Source organism: Leeuwenhoekiella palythoae (assembly GCF_020310025.1).
Lineage (GTDB): Bacteria > Bacteroidota > Bacteroidia > Flavobacteriales > Flavobacteriaceae > Leeuwenhoekiella > Leeuwenhoekiella palythoae.
Genome location: NZ_CP084318.1, coordinates 2,364,781 through 2,383,046, shown reverse-complemented (window position 1 = coordinate 2,383,046; position 18,266 = coordinate 2,364,781). Strand labels below are relative to the sequence as shown.

Genomic DNA, 18,266 nt, shown 5'->3' with positions numbered 1-18,266 from the left:
AAGGATGCAGCGAAATTACAACTAAATCTCAACATCAAGCACTTTGCCTTCTGCAGCCGCCGCTTTATCTTTTTTGGCCCCTACAGCAGCACCCATTACTAATCCAATAGGTAATCCTACAGCTAAGAATGCCATATTACCGAATGCTGAGCTAAAGGCTATACCTAATGGGATACCGAAAACACTCATCCCTAAAGCCGTCCACATATGTTTATAATGACCCTTTTTAACAATGCCTGTTTCCTCCTTGATCAATCGTAAAATGCTATGTTGAAATTTTATATACGATTTATGCAACTCCTTTTCTGAACCCTTTAGATCATTGAGTTTTTCGACCTTTTTATTTATAGTATTGCTTAAAGATTCAGGTAAGTTGCGTGTTTCCAATTCGGATAAAAGCATATTGAGTTTCTCTTGCTTTTTAAATGTTTTACCTTCTTGTTGAAGTGCGGGTCTATTTTTAAGTCGGTATAAGTTCATATCGATGTATAAAACAAAAAGCCTTTGTTCTTTAAAGAACAAAGGCTTCAATTAAAACTATCGTATAGTATTAAACTTCGGTAGGCTCATCTGCAGAAATGCTAATCTCTTTTCCGTCTACCAAAATATCAAGATCATCACCACCATCTAGGCTGAAAGTATATTTATCCTTAGCTACCGCTACTTTTACGATCTGATTTCTAAAATTTAGTTTGAAAGAAAAACCATCCCAGGCCTTTGGCATTTTTGGCGCAAAAGAAAGCTTGTCGTCTTTGATACGCATTCCGCCGAAACCGGCAACAATACTTAACCAAGTCCCGGCCATACTGGTAATGTGCAGTCCTTCGTGCACTTCTTTATTATAATCGTCAAGGTCTAAACGTGCCGTACGCAAATAAAACGCATACGCTTGATCCATCTGATCTAATTTTGCCGCCTGAATCGAATGCACACAAGGACTTAACGAAGATTCATGAACCGTGAACGGCTCATAAAAATCAAAATGCTTTTTAAGTTCGTCCTGAGAAAAATCATCTTCAAAAACATAAAAACCTTGTAATGTATCCGCTTGTTTTATGTAAGGTGAACGCAAGATGCGGTCCCAGCTCCATTTCTGATTGATGGGGCGCTCTGCTTTATCTAAGTCTGCTACCGTTACTAATTCTTTATCTAAAAAGCCATCTTGCTGTAAGTACACGCCATTTTCTTCTGAAAAAGGCAAGTACATTTTCTCAGCTACTTCGGTCCACGAATTTAATTCTTCATTAGAAATACCCGTAGCTTCAGCAATTCGCTTATAATCCGAAGCGAATTCCTTGCTTACTTTCTTAGCATTTTCAACCGCATAATTCAAACACCATTTTGCAAGATAATTGGTGTAAAAATTATTATTAACGTTATTCTCGTATTCGTTAGGTCCCGTAACACCAAGAATTACAAACTGCTCTTTTTTGCTTGACCAGGTTGCTCGTTGTTTCCAGAAACGCGCTACCCCGATCATTACTTCCAATCCCTTTTCCGGAATGTAGCTAAAGTCACCAGTGTAATTCACATAATCTCTGATCGCGAAGATCATTGCCCCGTTACGGTGTATTTCTTCAAAAGTGATCTCCCACTCGTTGTGACATTCTTCCCCATTCATCGTAACCATAGGGTACAACGCAGCGCCATTTTTGAAACCGAGTTTTTCGGCATTCTCAATAGCTTTTTCGAGATGATTGTATCTGTAGGTTAGCAAATTACGCGCTACCTGCTGATCTTTGGTCGCCATGTAGAAAGGCAAGCAGTAAGCTTCGGTATCCCAATAGGTAGAACCGCCATATTTCTCTCCGGTAAATCCTTTCGGTCCAATATTCAACCGAGCATCTTTACCCAAGTAGGTTTGATTCAGCTGAAAAATATTGAAACGAATACCTTGCTGTGCTTTGACATCTCCATCGATGACAATATCTGCCATTGCCCAGATCGCTGCCCAATCTTCCTTTTGCTTAGCTAACAATCGGGTGAATCCTTCTTCAAGAGCCGTGTCTAAAACAGCTTCAGCAGCTTGCTTTAATTCGTCTTTATCGTGATTGAAAGAGGTGATATATCCTGCATATTTTTGAATAGCAAAAGTCTCACCTTCTCTGATATCAGTCTCATAAACGTGACCGATGTAGGTCTCTGCTTTATTGGTTTTGAGGGTTAGTGAAATCTCCTTCCCATCAACGGTAAAGGTGTTTGACATCGCCGTACACACGTAAAACATCGTTTTCATCGTGTGTGCTGTGATATAGGCCTTATTGCCGTCTTCTTCTACCTCAAGCGTATTCCAGAACTTATCATCCCAGTTGGTATCCTCATTGGTAATCCCACTGTCTAAATATGGCTCGTAACTTATACTCACATCTTTATTTAGCGGAGTCACCTCATAATTGATCGCGCCCAGCTCATCGTGTTCTAAACTCAAAAAGCGTTTAGCTTTCACTTTAAGTTGCGTTCCGTTTTGTAATTCGGTTTCAAAACTGCGACCTAACCAACCTTCTTTCATGTTGAGTTCGCGACGAAATTTTGACACCGATTTTACGGTATTCAAATCAAGCGCTTCCCCGTCTACGGTCACTTTGATCCCGATCCAGCTTGGAGCATTAAGCACCTTTGCAAAATATTCAGGATAGCCATTTTTCCACCAGCCTACTCGGGTTTTATCAGGATAATAAACACCTCCTATATAACTTCCCTGAAACGTTTTTCCGCTATAGGCTTCTTCAAAGTTGGCACGTTGCCCCATAGCACCGTTCCCGATGCTAAAAAGACTTTCTGAAGACTTTACGCGATCCTTTTCAAATCCTTCTTCTATTACTGCCCAGGGAGCAGGAATGATATAATCTTGATTCATAGTTTATGCGTTGATTAGTTGGTCTAAAAATGCGGTATCGATTTCGGTAAAATCTTTAAAATTATGATCGGCTTCGTGCAAGACCTGTGCATCGCCAATTCCTATGCTCACCATATCGACCCGGTTGGCTGCCTGAATACCCGCGATTGAATCTTCAAAAACAACTGCATCAGTATAGGCAACACCTAAAGCATCTGCACCTATGGTAAACACTTCGGGATCTGGCTTAGCTTTGGTTACGTGATTGCCATCTACAATACTGTCAAAACGATCAAAAAGCCCAACACGTTTTAAGATGGGTTGCGCGTTTTTACTGGCAGAACCAAGAGCCATCGGTATTTGCTTTTCTTGCAAATAATCGAGCACTTTAAGTACTCCCGGCAGAATATCATTTGAAGTCATTTTGGAAATGTAACTCAGATATTCCTCATTTTTAGAAACGAGCCAGCTCTCTTTTTGTTCTTGAGTGGCCTTTACATCTCCTATTTCAAGTAAGATTTCCAGAGACCGTACGCGACTCACGCCTTTAAAACGCTCGTTTTGCTTTTCGGTAAATTCAAAACCCAATTCATGAGCCAGATTTCGCCACGCTAAGTAGTGAAATCCGGCCGTATCTACAATTACTCCGTCTAAGTCAAAAATAAAACCCTTTTTACCCATCCTTATCTGCGCGTTACTTCTTTAGTAGATTCACGCTCAACAAGACTGGTATCAATATAGGTTGTGCTATATTCTTCTTCCTCGTCTTCAGGGCTTTCTAATTTATTGATAAGAATAGAAGCTGCTTTACGCCCCATTTCCTCCCCGTGCTGACTCACCGCCGTTAAACTAGGCACTGCATGCTCAGACAATTGACCATCAGTAAAACAAACCAGCGAAATATCATCAGGAATCTTTTTACCCAAAGCATTGATCACTCGAGATGCATGAACAGCAAAGAGTTCGTTTACGGTAAACACACCATCAAGGTCGTTATTAGTGATAAAATCTTCGATGCGTTTTTTAGATTTATCAGAAAGATCATCAATATTATCTAACTTCAAAATAAGCTTATCATCAGCTTTGATTCCAAAATCATCAAGTGCATCAAGGTAACCTTCAGTACGCAAACGACCTACACTCACGTAATCTTCACTGGTAATAATACCTATTTTACGACACCCGGAGCGAATCATATGCGTCACCCCTTTTTTAGCGCCCGCTTTATCATCGATCAATACCCGATCACACTGAATCCCTTCAACCACACGGTCAAACATCACCACAGGCATTCCTTGATCGATCACTTCATTTAAGTGGTGATAATCTTCTTTCATCATCGTTTCTTTAGAAACCGAAAGAATGAATCCGTCTGTACTTCCATTGGCCAAAAGCTCCATATTGAGAACCTCTTTATCAAAAGCATTGTTTGAAAGACAAATAATCACGTTGTAATTATTCTCACGCGCTTCCTGCTCAATACCATAGATTACTGTTGTGAAAAAATGGTGTACGATCTGAGGAATGATCACCCCGATCGTATTGGTTTTACGATTTTTTAAACTCAGCGCAATATTGTTAGGCTTGTAGTTATAGAGCTTCGCAAAAGCTTTGATTTTCTCACGAGTTTCTTCACTGATTTCCGGGCTGTCTCTAAGCGCTTTTGAAACGGTAGAGATCGAAACACCCAGCTCTTTTGCTATTGATTTTAGGGTTAACTTTCTTTTCATAATTTGAAAAATCGGTTTAATTCTTTTTGTCTATCTTGAAAGACTATTGATAATTACTACTTGTGGCAAATTTAAGCGACTAAATCGATTAAGTTCTCTTAATTTGTTTTAAATTTCGACTCTTGTTGACCGAAAGGTTTAATTAATGTAGTCTATCATGAAATATGTACATTCCATTCTGTTAATCACACTAATTATGAGTTCTTGTAAAAAAGAAAACACCGCAAATGATACCCCTAAAGATACGGCAGTTAAATCATATCACGAAAATTTTCGCCCACAATATCATTTTTCGCCCGAAGCACACTGGATGAACGACCCTAACGGTCTGGTTTACAACGACGGAACCTATCATCTTTTCTATCAATTTTACCCAGATTCTACCGTTTGGGGACCTATGCACTGGGGGCACGCGACCAGTGAGGACTTAAAAAATTGGAAAAACGAGCCAATTGCACTTGAGCCTGATGAATTAGGCTACATTTTTTCAGGAAGTGCCGTGGTTGATCACAACAATTCTTCTGGCTTAGGCACTGCCGAAAACCCGCCGCTGATCGCCATGTTCACCTATCACGAACCTAAAGGTGCTGAAGCAAAAACTACAGATTATCAATATCAGGGAATTGCTTACAGTCTTGATAACGGAAAGTCGTTTACAAAGTATGCCGGCAATCCTGTTGTACCGAATAACGAAAACCTTGTAGATTTTAGAGACCCGAAAGTTTTCTGGCACGAAGACTCTAATAAATGGATTCTAGTGCTGGTTGCCGGCGATCGCGCGATGATTTACAATTCTGATAATTTAATTAATTGGACCTACCTCAGCGAATTTGGCAAGGACATCGGCGCTCATGGTGGCGTTTGGGAATGTCCTGATCTATTTCCGTTAACGGTAAAGGAAACCGGCGAGACCAAATGGGTGTTGTTTATCAGCATCAATCCCGGCGCTCCTAACGGTGGCTCCGGAACACAATATTTTATTGGTGATTTTGACGGAAAACAATTTACAACAACCCAAACAGACGAAAAATGGATTGACCTCGGCCGTGATAATTATGCCGGGATCACCTACAACAATTTACCTGATGAAGAACGTACGTTTATCGCTTGGATGAGCAACTGGGAGTACGGCCAGGAAACACCTACCGAAAAGTGGCGTAGTGCAATGACGCTTCCGCAAAAAGTGAGTTTGCATAAAAACAAAGAATATTTTTTAGCCAATACTCCGGTAGCCTCAATTATTGAAGGTTTAAGTGATGTTCCCATAGATATTTCAAGGGAGCAGAACACCTCATTATTTTCTCATAAAAACCTCAACCAAGCAGTAGTTTCTTTTAAATTACCTAAACCGCTTAAGGATTTTAAGATTAATGTCGGAAATGCAGATGGCGAAGAGCTCACGATTTCATTTGACGCCCAAGCCGCTAAATACAGTTTGGACCGAAGCAAAAGTGGCTTAACCGATTTTTCAGATAAATTCGCACTCCCAATAATGGAAGCTCCTGCTGACTTCATCGACAGCGATTCAGCGGAATTTCAAATTTTCTTAGATGCTTCTTCGATAGAATTTTTTGCTGATAGCGGCGCTAATGCGATCACCGCACAGTTTTTCCCAGAAAAGCCATACACCCAGTTCAGCATCACTACCGAAGATGAAGTGAAAAATTTAAAAATCACCCCAATTCCTTCAATCTGGAAGGACAATAACTAATACTAGAATTTGAATATATGAAAGCAGTACAAAAATGGTCTGTAACCGTTGCACTTGCCGGTTTTCTTTTTGGTTTTGACACCGTAGTAATATCTGGAGCCAACTTACCGGTTAAAGAATTATGGAATCTCTCTCCTTGGTTTCACGGACTGTTCATTATGTCGATGGCCCTGTGGGGAACTGTATTAGGCTCTCTTACCGGCGGTATTCCTTGTGATAAATTTGGGCGCAAAAAAACCTTGTTCTGGATCGGGATTCTCTATTTTGCTTCAGCTCTAGGTTCTGCCTTATCTCCAGATCCATATTTATTTTCCTTTTTTCGCTTCATTGGCGGTGTAGGTGTTGGTGCTTCTTCCGTAGCTGCGCCTACCTATATTTCAGAAATCACCACTGCTTCTAACCGCGGTAAATTGGTCGCACTGTACCAATTTAATCTGGTTTTAGGTATCCTTATCGCATTCTTTTCAAATTATCTTTTAGAAGGTTTTCAAGGTGAAAATGACTGGCGCTGGATGATGGGTGTCGAAGCGATTCCGGCGTTTTTATATACTGTGTTGGTAATGACGGTTCCGGAGAGTCCGCGTTGGTTGCTTCACAAGAAAAAGGATGAACAAGGCGCTTTTGCTGTACTCAATCAAGTTTACGACAAACAGGAAACACAGCGTAAAATTGACAGTATTAAAACCGAATTAGCAAAAACGACTGATGACGTAAAACTCTTTACGGCACGATTTAAAAAACCCTTGATCCTAGCTTTTTTAATCGCCTTTTTTAATCAGGTATCCGGGATCAATTTCATTCTGTACTATGCCCCTGAAATTTTAGTAAAAGCCGGTTTAGCCACCGAAGATTCCTTGTTAAATTCAATTTCAATAGGCGTAGTGAACCTCATCTTTACTTTTGTTGGTGTTGGCTTGATCGACCGTCTGGGCCGCCGTACGCTAATGTTTATCGGTTCGTTTGGTTACATTATCAGCCTCTTTACGGTAGCTTGGTGTTTTTACAGCGGCGCGAGTCCGGCGTTGTTACTCACTTTCATCCTGATCTTTATCGCATCACACGCGGTAGGTCAAGGGGCTGTGATCTGGGTATTTATTTCTGAAGTTTTCCCTAATAAGGTGCGTGCTTACGGGCAATCTTGGGGAACAGGAACGCATTGGGTTTTTGCGGCATTGATCACACTTTTGACTCCTGTTTTCCTAGATGGAGAAGACGGAATTTTTAAAGATAATCCGTGGCCTATTTTTGCATTTTTTGCGTTTATGATGTTTTTACAATTACTGTTTACCAAATTTATGATGCCCGAAACCAAAGGGATTTCGCTTGAAGAACTAGAAGAAAAAATATTGGGATAATGAAAGAGTCTTTAAACGCTATTTGCTTCGGGGAGATTTTATGGGATGTTTTTCCTGACGGAAAAGCTTTAGGCGGCGCTCCGCTCAATTTATGCTTACGCATGAAAAGTCTGGGCGTCACGATGCAAATGATTAGCAGATTGGGCCAAGATGCTTTAGCCGAAGAAACCCGCGAAGCCATTCAAAAATTCCGTCTTGATCAAAATCTGATTCAAGAAGATCCTGCTCTAGAAACCGGAAAAGTAGAAGTCACGCTTGATGCTTCGGGCAGTGCCTCTTACAACATCAAAAAACCGGTCGCGTGGGACGCTATAGCATTGACTGATAAAAACAAAAATGCTGTGCAACAAGCCGATCTATTCATTTTTGGCTCTTTAGCAGCACGCAGCAACGAGTCTAGCGAAACACTTAATAGCCTGCTTCAGCTTGCTGATTATGCCATTTTTGATGTGAATTTACGCGCACCACATTATGAAATGGAAACGCTTATTGAGTTTATGAAGCAAGCGCAAATGATCAAAATGAATGATGAAGAACTTGAAGAAGTAATTGCGCATTTAAATATTACTGGTGAAACCATTCACGAGCAACTCGCTGAAATAAGCAAACGCACAGCTACTGAAATAATTTGCGTCACCTTGGGTGCCAAAGGCGCAGTTCTTTATCAAAATGGTACTACGGTTAGCAATTCGGGTTACAGCACAAAAGTGATAGACACGGTGGGTGCCGGCGATTCTTTTTTAGCCGGACTGATCTACCAACTTTTTAAAGTTGAAAACACACCGGAAAAAGCCTTGGCCTTTGCTTGTGCGTTGGGTGCTTTAGTAGCCGGAACCAAAGGTGCTAACGCCCCCATTACTTCAGAACAAATAGAAGCAAAAATGAGAGAATAGTAACCTTGGGGTAAACCCAAGGTTTTTGAATCTCAATTATTGCGTTATTACTCGGCCATTTTCTCGCATAGCGCGATCGTTTCTTCTACATCAGCCAAGGTCGTACGTGGATTGATCAAACACATACGCAATACGGTTTGCCCATTAAGAATGGTCGTCACCAGCATCGCCTCGCGAGAATCTACCACACCTTCTGATATCTTTGAGTTGAGTGCATCAAGTTCTTGCTCAGAAAGGTTTTGATCAATAGGGTTGTATCTAAAATTGATCACAGCTAGTGTAGCCGGAGAAACGACTTCCCACTTTTTACTTTTCCGAAGAATGCTTTCTACTTTTTCACACAGATCAAAGTTGTATTGCACCGCTTCTCTAAAGGCTTTTAAACCAAAAGTTTTTATGCTCATATAGAATTTAAGCGCTCGAAAACGTCGGGTTAATTGGATTCCGTGGTCGTAAAAATTGATCTCAGAACTGTTCCCTTCAACATCTTTTAAATATTCAGGAACTTCGGTAAATGTTCCGCTTAACCATTTGTGATTTCGCACGAGCAAGCACCCCATTTCATAAGGCTGATAGAACCATTTGTGCGGATCTACCGTTAGCGAGTCGGCTTTTTCAACTCCTTTTAAAAGTTGCTTTCCATTCTTTGCCAGAATGGCTGCGCCACCATAGGCACCATCAATATGAAACCATAAATCTTCGGCCTTAGCAATAGCGGCCAATTCGGTCAATTGATCTACAGTTCCGGTATTCGTTGTTCCAGCTGAAGCCAGCAAGCAAAAAGGTTTCCACCCGGCAAGACGATCTTTGTTGATCGCATTTTTCAGCTTATTGATCGCGAACTTAAATTCAAGATCGGTTGGGATCAAGCGTATCTGTTCTTTTCTAAAGCCCATCACACGAATCGCCTTGATATTTGAAGAATGCGCCTGATCAGAAAGGTAAATCACCGCTTTAGAAAAATCGTCTCCGCATTTGATATTACGTGCAGTGATCAATGCCGTAAGATTTGCCATCGAGCCACCGCTGGTGAAAATTCCGCCCCCGCGTTTTTTAGGAAATCCATATAAACTCAATAACCAGTTTATAGTCACGATCTCTAATTCTGCAGCTGCCGGCGAAGCTGCCCAGCCTCCTGAAAACACATTAAACCCTGTTGCTAAAGCGTCTGCCATCGCACTCACGTAATTGCTGGGCCCGGGCACAAACGAATAAAACTTAGGATGACTCATAATGTTTGTAAAAGGCATCACCTTTTCCATTACAGTATCAAAAACCTCGTTAGCGGCACTAGGCGCTTCTGGAGCGTGCTCGCGTAACAAAGAATCCATTTCTTCACGGCTTGCTTGCGCTACCGGTTTCTTTTTATGTTGGTTGAGGTGATGCTCAACAATAGCATCAACCACTTTATACCCATAATCACGCATTTCTTGTTCAGACAATTCTAAACGCGCTATATCCTTTGCTTCCATCAATATTCAATTTTCTGCAAAACTACGGCTTTAAATTCAGCTAAAACCCTTTGCCCCGTCATGGTTTCTATGGAAGGACGTCCCTTGAACTTTGTAAATATTTTAAGACTTAAAAAAAAGCCAACATCAGGAATACGCTACCTTTGCACAGCAATTTTAAATCTTAAAAGTTTGAAAGAAACATTAGCAAATGTATTTACGCTAAAGACGTTGTTTCGCACCGCTTTCATTCTTAGTTTGCTTGGAGTTTTTGCCTTTATCCTGGATTTTGGTTACGAGCAATCTTCAAAATTGCAAACCTTTCTCAACGCTTATTACCTGTTTATTCTTTTTGTGGGAATCGCCGTTACCCTAGTACGCTACTTCACCCAATCAAAAAAACTAAGCACACAGGTCATTCTTTTTGACGCGGCCAGTATTCTGGTCATTTTATATATCATAGGCATTCATTTTTTTGGTGCCGAAGCGCATAAGCATTTAAATTTTCTCTATAGTGACAGCTGGGTAAGGGCAGCGATCTTACTCACATTTATTAGAGAATTTGCAGAGCAGCGCGTGAATTACAAAAAGAGCCACCTCAACCCGGCGCAACTCTTTATTGCCAGTTTTGTTGGGATCGTTTTATTAGGCACTTTTTTACTGATGCTTCCCAAAGCTACTTATGACGGGATTTCATTTTTAGATGCCCTGTTCACGTCTACAAGTGCGGTTTGTGTAACCGGTCTGATCGTAGTAGATACGGGAACTTTTTTTACACCGCTTGGCCAAAACATCATCGTTTTTCTCATTCAATTGGGAGGTCTGGGCATTCTAACTTTTGCCAGTTATTTCAGCTATTTTTTTAAGGGAATGTCCACCTTTGAAAATCAGGTGGTGTTGAGTGATATGAATAATTCGCAAAAGATCAGTGAAGTCTTTTCTACGCTAAAACGTATTCTTATCATTACCTTTTCGATCGAAGCTGTTGGAGGAATTCTAATTTTTCTAAGCCTTAAAGCAGAAAACTTTCAAGACTTTACAGATCGGTTCTTTTTCTCGGTTTTCCACTCAATTTCGGCTTTTTGTAATGCCGGTTTTTCAACGCTATCTAACGGTATTTATGATATCAATTTTAGATATAACTATTTTTTACAGCTCACCCTAATCGGACTTTTTGTCTTTGGCGGATTGGGTTTTCCTATTGTCATCAATATTCTCAAATATTTAAAGTACAAGATCGTCAACCCTATCAAATACTGGGATCGCGGAACTTTGAGCAAACCTTGGGTATTAAGTCTTAGCAGCCGTATAACCCTGATCACCACAACCGCATTATCGCTTTTAGGCACCGCTGTTTTTTATGCTAATGAGTACCACAATACGCTGGCTGAGCATAATGGTTTTGGCAAATTTGTAACGGCACTTTTTGGAGCCACTACGCCCAGAACAGCCGGTTTTAATACACTAGATATGAATCAGCTGCATTTTTCTACACTGATGATGATCTTCTTATTGATGTGGGTTGGCGCCTCGCCCGCTTCAACAGGGGGTGGTATCAAGACCAGCACCTTTGCGATTGCTACGTTAAACTTTTTGAGCCTCGCTAAAGGTAAAGAACGCATAGAAGTGTATCGCAGAGAGATCGCTGATATCTCGGTGAGAAGGGCATTTGCTATCATCTCGTTATCGCTAGTTGTAATTGGCTTTGCGGTGATCGCTATCGCAGCTTTTGATCCTGATAAAACCTTGCTCAGCATTGCCTTTGAATGCTTTTCTGCATACAGTACCGTAGGCCTCAGTTTAGGAATTACTTCAAGTCTTTCAGCTAGTAGTAAAGGGGTATTGATCATCGTGATGTTTATTGGGCGCGTGAGTATGCTTACGATACTTATCGCGATCTTCAGAAAGATGAAATACAAGGCCTACCGCTACCCTAGCGAAGAAATTTTGATCAATTAAAACGTTTAGATTATGAAATATATCATTGTGGGATTAGGAAGCTTTGGCGCTTCTTTAGCCGAAAAACTTACCGCTCAAGGCAACGAAGTTATTGGCATTGATATTAAAATGAACCGTGTAGATGCTTTAAAAGAAAAAATCACGCACACCATTTGTCTAGATGCGACCGATGAATCTACCGTAACTGGTTTACCGCTTAAGGATACCGACATTGTTGTTGTCGCTATTGGTGAAAATCAAGGCACCAATGTGATGGTGACTGCACTGCTCAAAAATCTAAAAGTAAAAAAACTTATCAGCAGGGCGGTAAATCCCTTGCACGAGAATGTATTGAGCGCCATTGGTGTTGATGAGATCGTACACCCGGAACAAGAAAGCGCAGAACGCCTGGCAAAAAAACTGTGTATGCGCGGCGTTGTAGATTCCTTTGAGCTGAATGAGTATTTTAGTATTGTAGAGGTGAAATTACCTAAGCAATATGAAAATAAAACGGTGGAAGAAGTTCAGTTTAGAGAACGCTATAATCTTCTTGTTTTAACCACGCTGAAGAATGCATATGTAGATACCGAAATTGGTAAAACCAAAACCATTATCGATGTTCAAAGTGTCGCCACACCCCAATTGTTATTAGAGCGTGGAGACATTTTAGTTCTTTACGGCGCCAACAAAGACATCCGAAAATTTATCAATTCTTAGAATAAGGTTATTGCGACTTCGATCGCTCCATACTCTTGCTCAGGATTCCACATTGCGGTTGCTGCCATTGGGATCGTGAACTTTTTAAGCACAGGAACTTCTCTGGCGTAAATCAAACCCACATTGGTTAGATTAGGCTTATCGCCGTAAAAATGAGCCTCATTTTCAAAAGAGAACGCTCCGCCCACAAAGGCGCTGATCGACCAATCTTTCTTCTGTATCAAACCGTAACTAACCTCCACATAATTAGAAAACGCATTTTTCAGTTCGCCATCACTAGCAACATAAGTATCTCGCCCTTGTACGATAGTGCTCCAAGAAAGCTTTAACGGAATAGGCTTAAATTCATATCCTAAAGTCACGTCGATAAAATGAGAAGTAGTGCTTCGGTCGTAGTCAAAAATACCGGCGTCCGGGAAATCACTATAGTTGTTAATATCCCATACACTTAACGAAAAACCGTTTGTACTATACGAAACGTAGTAATCAAATTCAGTATAATATCCGGTCACTCCGGCACCTCCCCAAAGTCCGGCTTTGAATTTTCCATCGCGTGAAGTATAGTTAAGATCTACATCCAGAACCGGAGCATCGGTCACGCGTAAACCCTTCCAGAGGTGCATATTTTTAGCCTTCAGATTAAATGCGAAAGGCTTGTATTTTGTAGCTGTAGAATCTTCAATTTGCAGATCTGAAGAGCGTAAGTCTTCCTGTGCCTGTAGCTGCTGAAGTGCGAGAATGCACCACAGCGCTAAGGCCGTTTTAAATAATTTCATAAAATGGTTTAGATATAAATTAGTTTAAGGCTAAAAAGAGAAAGGCTGCGAGAACAGCGCCAATGATGGGACCTAAAACAGGAATCCAGGCGTAACTCCATCCGCTATCGGTTTTGCCTTTTATGGGTAGTAGTGCGTGAACAATACGCGGACCTAAATCACGCGCCGGGTTGATCGCATAGCCGGTTGTTCCTCCTAGAGAAAGACCAACTCCCCACACGACGAATGCCACAGGAATCGCTCCTATAGAGCCCAGACCCACTTTAGTTCCTGTACCGTCAGCAATTTCTGCATCAGAAAAATAGAATACACAAATAAGCAACACGAAAGTCCCTAAAATCTCACTTACTATATTTCTAAAATTATTTGGGATCGCCGGATCTGTACAAAACACCGCACGTTTGAGTCCGCCGTCTTCAGTGGCATCAAAATGGTCTTTATACATCACATACACCAAGGAAGAACCTATCATCGCCCCAATAAATTCTGCTGCGAGATACGTAGGTACATCTGCCCACGGAAACAAACCACCGGCTGCCAGACCTATGGTCACCGCCGGGTTTAAATGCGCCCCACTATACGGGCCGGCAACAACAACACCTACAAAAACTGCAAGTCCCCAAGCGGTGGTGATGGTCATCCAACCACCACCATTCCCCTTGGTTTTATTTAAAATATCATTAGCTACAATTCCTCCTCCTAAAAGGATCAATAAAGCTGTTCCTAAAACTTCTGCTATAAATGGTGTCATAATTCTTATAATTTAGTCCAGTGTTCTAGTGCTTTAACTGCGCGGTACCAACCTTTGATTCCGGCTTCTACATCCTCCTTAGGTTTAACGGGCTCAAAGCGTTTATCTTCTTGCCACATCTCTTGAATCTCTTCTTTACTTTCCCAGAAGCCTACGGCAAGACCTGCAAGATATGCAGCTCCCAAAGCAGTAGTTTCGGTGATTTTAGGACGAACAGTAACTGAATCTAATACGTCTGCCTGAAATTGCATCAAGGTTTCATTTACCGAAGCGCCACCGTCAACACGCAGTTCTTTAATATCAATTCCTGAATCAGCTTCCATAGATTTTAGAATATCCATCGTTTGATAAGCGATTGCTTCGATCGAAGCACGTGCGATATGCGCATCGGTGGTTCCGCGGGTTACGCCAAAAATAGTTCCCTTTGCTTTTTGATTCCAATACGGTGCACCAAGACCGGCAAATGCTGGAATAAAATATACGCCATCTGTAGATTCAACAGACTCTGCCAGCGGTTCTACATCTTCAGATTTATTGATAATTCCTAAACCATCGCGTAACCATTGTACTACGGCACCACCAATAAAAATGCTTCCTTCGAGTGCGTATTCGGTTTTACCGTTAATTCTCCAGGCAACCGTGGTCAATAAATTATTCTTAGAAAGAATAGGTTTGTCACCAATATTCATCAGCATAAAGCAACCCGTTCCGTAGGTATTTTTAACCATTCCTTTTTTGGTACACATCTGCCCAAACAATGCTGCCATCTGATCTCCCGCGATTCCGGCAATAGGAATTTTAGATGCAAAAATGGTGGTTTTGGTATGCCCATACACTTCACTAGAATCTTTAACTTCCGGAAGCATACTTTTTGGAACATCAAAAAGCTCAAGAAGTTCCTCGTCCCATTCCATCGTATTGATGTTAAAAAGTAAGGTTCTACACGCATTAGTAACATCAGTCACATGTAAGTCACCTTTAGTGAATTTCCAGATCAACCACGTATCTATGGTTCCTAGAATCAAATCACCGGCTTCGGCTTTTTCGCGTGCACCATCTACATTATCGAGTATCCATTTTACTTTGGTTCCGGCGAAATACGAGTCGATCACCAATCCGGTTTTCTCCTGAATCATTTCGGCTTTGCCATTTTCTTTCAGCTCTTCGCAATAATCTGCTGTACGCTTGTCTTGCCAAACGATCGCATTATATACGGGTTCACCTGTGTTTTTATCCCAAACAACAACTGTTTCCCGCTGATTGGTAATCCCGATCCCTGCTATGTTTTTTCCGTTTAAACCCTTAGAAACGGTGGCCTCGGCAGCAACACCCGCTTGTGTGGACCAAATTTCCTGAGGATCGTGCTCTACCCAACCCGGCTTAGGGAAGTATTGTTTAAATTCTTTCTGAGCTATCGACACAATTCCACCTTTCTTGTCGAAAACGATTGCGCGCGAACTTGTTGTTCCCTGATCCAGGGATAATATAAACTGGTCCATGTTGTATAATATAGGTTTAAAGATTAAGGCACTGCGACGTTAAAGCCGTAGAGCCCGATTTTATTTATACGGTAACCGTATTGCCTTCAATGCAATAGTGGTTAGCCAATTTTGTAAATTCTTCTATCTGGTTAAGTTTCCAGGCTTCATCACGATTCAGCTCAGCTGCGATCAATCGCGCTACCTCAGCAGTCATTTCACGGGCAGCAGCCGCATCTAAAAACAAAGCTCTCACGCGTCTAGCCAACACATCTTCAACTGTACGCGCCATTTCATAACGCACGGCCCAGATCACTTCCGCTTTCAAAAACGGAAGACGCTCGTGTAATTTCTCACCTAATTCCGGTTGTTCTTTTATCAGACTCGCAATCCCTTTTTGATCGCTTCCGTAGATGTATAAATGATTGGTACGATCTTCTGTAGGCGTTGCTCCGTGAATTGCCAAATGCGCTGTTTCACAGGCTTTCTTCGGAAGTTTTTTAAGCGAAATCGCTTTATTTATCGTGTCTTGTGCCATTCTACGGTAGGTGGTCCACTTTCCGCCGGTAATGGTTATCAAACCGGTTTCTGAAACGATCACTTTATGGCTACGCGAAATTTCTTTCGTTTTTTCTGAATCGTCTTTAGGCGCAGCAAGCGGACGCAAACCGGCAAAAATGCTGCGTACATCAGCGCGCGTCACTTTTTTATTCAAATAATTATTGAAGGTTTGCAGGATAAATTCAATTTCTTGCTCCTGAGCCTGAGGTTCCAAACTATGATCATCCAGATTGGTATCTGTAGTACCCACCAACACTTTATCATGCCAAGGCACTGCAAACAACACGCGACCGTCACTGGTTTTAGGGATCATAATCGCATCGTCTCCAGGCAAAAATGATTTATCAAAAACCAAATGCACCCCCTGACTTGGCACTACCGATTTTTTAGCTTCGGCGTTTTCCATACGCAGAATCTCATCTGTAAATACTCCGGTTGCATTGATCACAACATCACTTGAAAACGTATAATGGGCATCGGTTTCGGTATCTTTCGCTTCGACACCTATAATTTTGCCGGTATCGTTTTGCAAAAGATCAGTGACTTTAAAATGGTTAAGTAAAGTAGCTCCGTTTTCAATTGCGGTTTGTGCAATATTCGTTGCCAAACGCGAATCATCAAACTGGCCATCTTTATATACGACTCCACCATAAAGTCCTTTTTGTCTTAGGGTTGAAAGACGCTCTGTAGTCTTGGTTTTGTTGATATGCTTCGATTTTCCTAAACTCAATTTTCCGGCTAGAAAATCATAAGCTTTTAACCCGATGGTATAATAAATTCCTTCCCACCATCTGTAGTTTGGAATAATGAAGTTTTGATTCTTCACCAGATGCGGTGCATTTTGCGCCAATAACCCGCGCTCGTACAAGGCTTCTTTAACCAGATCAATATCTCCTTGTGCGAGATAGCGCACGCCACCGTGTACTAATTTGGTACTTCGGCTAGAAGTTCCCTTTGCATAATCTACCTGCTCTAGCAACAAGGTTTTATAACCTCTAGTAGCACTATCTAAAGCTACTCCAAGTCCTGTTGCTCCTCCTCCAATCACAATCACGTCCCATTTTTTGGTTTGTGAAAGTTGTCCTGTCAAATGCTCACGCGCAAATATATTCGCCATCGTTTGGTTTCTTAATTTTTCTTTATGCTGCCAAATATATATAAAATGACACTAAAACGATTTCATTTGAAAGTTAAAGTTTCGTTTAAATTGTTAAAAAACACAATATCGATTAAAAACGAAACAAAAAGAAATCGTTTTTAAAAACGCTTTAAGACCTTATATTTGTAGTGCTTTTATGCGCTCAAACCTTATAGTAATGGAACGTCATCAGGAAATTTTAGATCTTTTAAAAAAAGAGAAACATGTTAAAGTTGCGACCCTTTGTGAGCGACTCGATGTCTCAGCCGTAACCATAAGAAAAGATTTGAAACTTCTGGAAGATAAAGGCTTGCTCTTTAGAACACACGGTGGTGCCTCTTTAGAAAATCCTTATATGAACGAGCGCGACGTAAGCGAAAAAGCTTCAATATCTGCCGAAGAAAAATCGCTCATAGCAGAAGCGGCTGCTCAACGCATTCAGGAAAACGATTCTATTATTATCGCAAGCGGAACCACCGTACAACAGCTGGCGAAAGCGATTAAACCCATTGGTAAACTCAACGTGATTACCTCCTCGCTTCTCGTTGCGATTGAGTTGATGAAACATCGCGATATAGATATTATTCAATTGGGCGGAAACATTCGCCATCGCTCCGGTTCGGTTACAGGGCATTATGCAGAGCATATTTTGCAACACATTTCTTCTCATCAATTTTTTATGGGAGTTGATGGGATTGATCTCGATTTTGGCTGTACTACCACTAATATTGAAGAGGCGATCTTGAATAAAAAAATGATGGAAGCCGCGCAGAAAACGATCATTCTAGCAGATTCTTCAAAATTTGGAAAACGCAGTTTAGCTAAGATCTGCGAACTTGATGAGATTAGCGAGATCATTACAGACAAGGATCTATCTGCCGCAGATGCAGAGCGCATTCGCGAGATGGGAATAAAATTAACCTTGGTCTAG

Annotated in this window: 15 protein-coding genes; 6 read left to right on the top strand and 9 right to left on the bottom strand. The window is 41.2% G+C overall.

What is annotated here, in order from left to right; genetic code table 11:
* Positions 1-21: 21 nt before the first annotated feature.
* From LDL79_RS10160 to LDL79_RS10145, 4 genes are read right to left on the bottom strand one after another with little or no spacing between them, the layout of a single operon-like run.
* The gene (locus tag LDL79_RS10160) at positions 22-522 is read right to left on the bottom strand and encodes a hypothetical protein (RefSeq protein ID WP_225597629.1); all 501 of its coding nucleotides are present in this window, start codon (positions 520-522) and stop codon (positions 22-24) included.
* A 28-nt stretch (positions 523-550) separates the two neighbouring features.
* Entirely contained in the window at positions 551-2,857 is a 2,307-nt protein-coding gene (locus tag LDL79_RS10155) for a glycoside hydrolase family 65 protein (protein ID WP_225597628.1), read from the bottom strand.
* 3 nt (positions 2,858-2,860) lie between these two features.
* Positions 2,861-3,517 (bottom strand): beta-phosphoglucomutase, encoded by a 657-nt coding sequence (gene pgmB, locus LDL79_RS10150; protein WP_225597627.1) that lies wholly within the window; start codon positions 3,515-3,517, stop codon positions 2,861-2,863.
* Between the two features lie 2 nt (positions 3,518-3,519).
* A complete protein-coding gene (locus LDL79_RS10145) occupies positions 3,520-4,566 on the bottom strand; it encodes a LacI family DNA-binding transcriptional regulator (protein ID WP_072985051.1) in 1,047 nt (348 codons plus the stop codon).
* Positions 4,567-4,762: 196 nt separating this feature from the next.
* Between LDL79_RS10145 and LDL79_RS10140 the strand changes: the two genes are divergently transcribed.
* From LDL79_RS10140 to LDL79_RS10130, 3 genes are read left to right on the top strand one after another with little or no spacing between them, the layout of a single operon-like run.
* Entirely contained in the window at positions 4,763-6,277 is a 1,515-nt protein-coding gene (locus LDL79_RS10140) for a glycoside hydrolase family 32 protein (protein ID WP_225597626.1), read from the top strand.
* 17 nt (positions 6,278-6,294) lie between these two features.
* Positions 6,295-7,632, top strand: coding sequence for a sugar porter family MFS transporter (locus LDL79_RS10135; RefSeq protein ID WP_225597625.1), 1,338 nt, complete (start codon positions 6,295-6,297; stop codon positions 7,630-7,632).
* Positions 7,632-8,525 (top strand): carbohydrate kinase family protein, encoded by an 894-nt coding sequence (locus LDL79_RS10130; protein ID WP_225597624.1) that lies wholly within the window; start codon positions 7,632-7,634, stop codon positions 8,523-8,525. Before LDL79_RS10135 ends, LDL79_RS10130 begins: the two co-directional genes overlap by 1 nt.
* A 47-nt stretch (positions 8,526-8,572) precedes the next feature.
* Here LDL79_RS10130 and LDL79_RS10125 read toward each other — a convergent pair whose 3' ends face one another.
* The gene (locus LDL79_RS10125) at positions 8,573-9,997 is read right to left on the bottom strand and encodes a pyridoxal phosphate-dependent decarboxylase family protein (RefSeq protein WP_225597623.1); all 1,425 of its coding nucleotides are present in this window, start codon (positions 9,995-9,997) and stop codon (positions 8,573-8,575) included.
* Between the two features lie 171 nt (positions 9,998-10,168).
* Here LDL79_RS10125 and LDL79_RS10120 point away from each other — a divergent pair, with 171 nt between their 5' ends.
* On the top strand, positions 10,169-11,935 hold the full coding sequence (locus tag LDL79_RS10120) for a TrkH family potassium uptake protein (RefSeq protein WP_225597622.1): 1,767 nt from the start codon (positions 10,169-10,171) through the stop codon (positions 11,933-11,935).
* A gap of 12 nt (positions 11,936-11,947) precedes the next feature.
* Positions 11,948-12,631 (top strand): potassium channel family protein, encoded by a 684-nt coding sequence (locus LDL79_RS10115; RefSeq protein ID WP_167596097.1) that lies wholly within the window; start codon positions 11,948-11,950, stop codon positions 12,629-12,631.
* Here the strand turns inward: LDL79_RS10115 and LDL79_RS10110 are convergent.
* From LDL79_RS10110 to LDL79_RS10095, 4 genes are all read right to left on the bottom strand, one after another.
* Positions 12,628-13,407, bottom strand: a complete 780-nt coding sequence (locus tag LDL79_RS10110) for a hypothetical protein (protein ID WP_225597621.1) — start codon at positions 13,405-13,407, stop codon at positions 12,628-12,630. The genes LDL79_RS10115 and LDL79_RS10110 overlap by 4 nt on opposite strands.
* A 19-nt stretch (positions 13,408-13,426) precedes the next feature.
* Positions 13,427-14,158 (bottom strand): MIP/aquaporin family protein, encoded by a 732-nt coding sequence (locus LDL79_RS10105; RefSeq protein WP_072985064.1) that lies wholly within the window; start codon positions 14,156-14,158, stop codon positions 13,427-13,429.
* A gap of 5 nt (positions 14,159-14,163) precedes the next feature.
* The gene (gene glpK, locus LDL79_RS10100) at positions 14,164-15,657 is read right to left on the bottom strand and encodes a glycerol kinase GlpK (RefSeq protein ID WP_225597620.1); all 1,494 of its coding nucleotides are present in this window, start codon (positions 15,655-15,657) and stop codon (positions 14,164-14,166) included.
* Between the two features lie 64 nt (positions 15,658-15,721).
* A complete protein-coding gene (locus tag LDL79_RS10095; RefSeq protein WP_225597619.1) occupies positions 15,722-17,314 on the bottom strand; it encodes a glycerol-3-phosphate dehydrogenase/oxidase in 1,593 nt (530 codons plus the stop codon).
* Positions 17,315-17,513: 199 nt separating this feature from the next.
* Here LDL79_RS10095 and LDL79_RS10090 point away from each other — a divergent pair, with 199 nt between their 5' ends.
* Positions 17,514-18,266 (top strand): DeoR/GlpR family DNA-binding transcription regulator, encoded by a 753-nt coding sequence (locus LDL79_RS10090; protein WP_072985093.1) that lies wholly within the window; start codon positions 17,514-17,516, stop codon positions 18,264-18,266.

Coding starts and splice junctions, on each gene's coding strand:
- LDL79_RS10155 (WP_225597628.1), bottom strand. CDS start 2,857: ATGAATCAAGATTATATCATTCCTGCTCCCTGGGCAGTAATAGAAGAA.
- pgmB (WP_225597627.1), bottom strand. CDS start 3,517: ATGGGTAAAAAGGGTTTTATTTTTGACTTAGACGGAGTAATTGTAGAT.
- LDL79_RS10145 (WP_072985051.1), bottom strand. CDS start 4,566: ATGAAAAGAAAGTTAACCCTAAAATCAATAGCAAAAGAGCTGGGTGTT.
- LDL79_RS10140 (WP_225597626.1), top strand. CDS start 4,763: ATGAGTTCTTGTAAAAAAGAAAACACCGCAAATGATACCCCTAAAGAT.
- LDL79_RS10135 (WP_225597625.1), top strand. CDS start 6,295: ATGAAAGCAGTACAAAAATGGTCTGTAACCGTTGCACTTGCCGGTTTT.
- LDL79_RS10130 (WP_225597624.1), top strand. CDS start 7,632: ATGAAAGAGTCTTTAAACGCTATTTGCTTCGGGGAGATTTTATGGGAT.
- LDL79_RS10125 (WP_225597623.1), bottom strand. CDS start 9,997: ATGGAAGCAAAGGATATAGCGCGTTTAGAATTGTCTGAACAAGAAATG.
- LDL79_RS10115 (WP_167596097.1), top strand. CDS start 11,948: ATGAAATATATCATTGTGGGATTAGGAAGCTTTGGCGCTTCTTTAGCC.
- LDL79_RS10110 (WP_225597621.1), bottom strand. CDS start 13,407: ATGAAATTATTTAAAACGGCCTTAGCGCTGTGGTGCATTCTCGCACTT.
- LDL79_RS10105 (WP_072985064.1), bottom strand. CDS start 14,158: ATGACACCATTTATAGCAGAAGTTTTAGGAACAGCTTTATTGATCCTT.
- glpK (WP_225597620.1), bottom strand. CDS start 15,657: ATGGACCAGTTTATATTATCCCTGGATCAGGGAACAACAAGTTCGCGC.
- LDL79_RS10095 (WP_225597619.1), bottom strand. CDS start 17,314: ATGGCGAATATATTTGCGCGTGAGCATTTGACAGGACAACTTTCACAA.
- LDL79_RS10090 (WP_072985093.1), top strand. CDS start 17,514: ATGGAACGTCATCAGGAAATTTTAGATCTTTTAAAAAAAGAGAAACAT.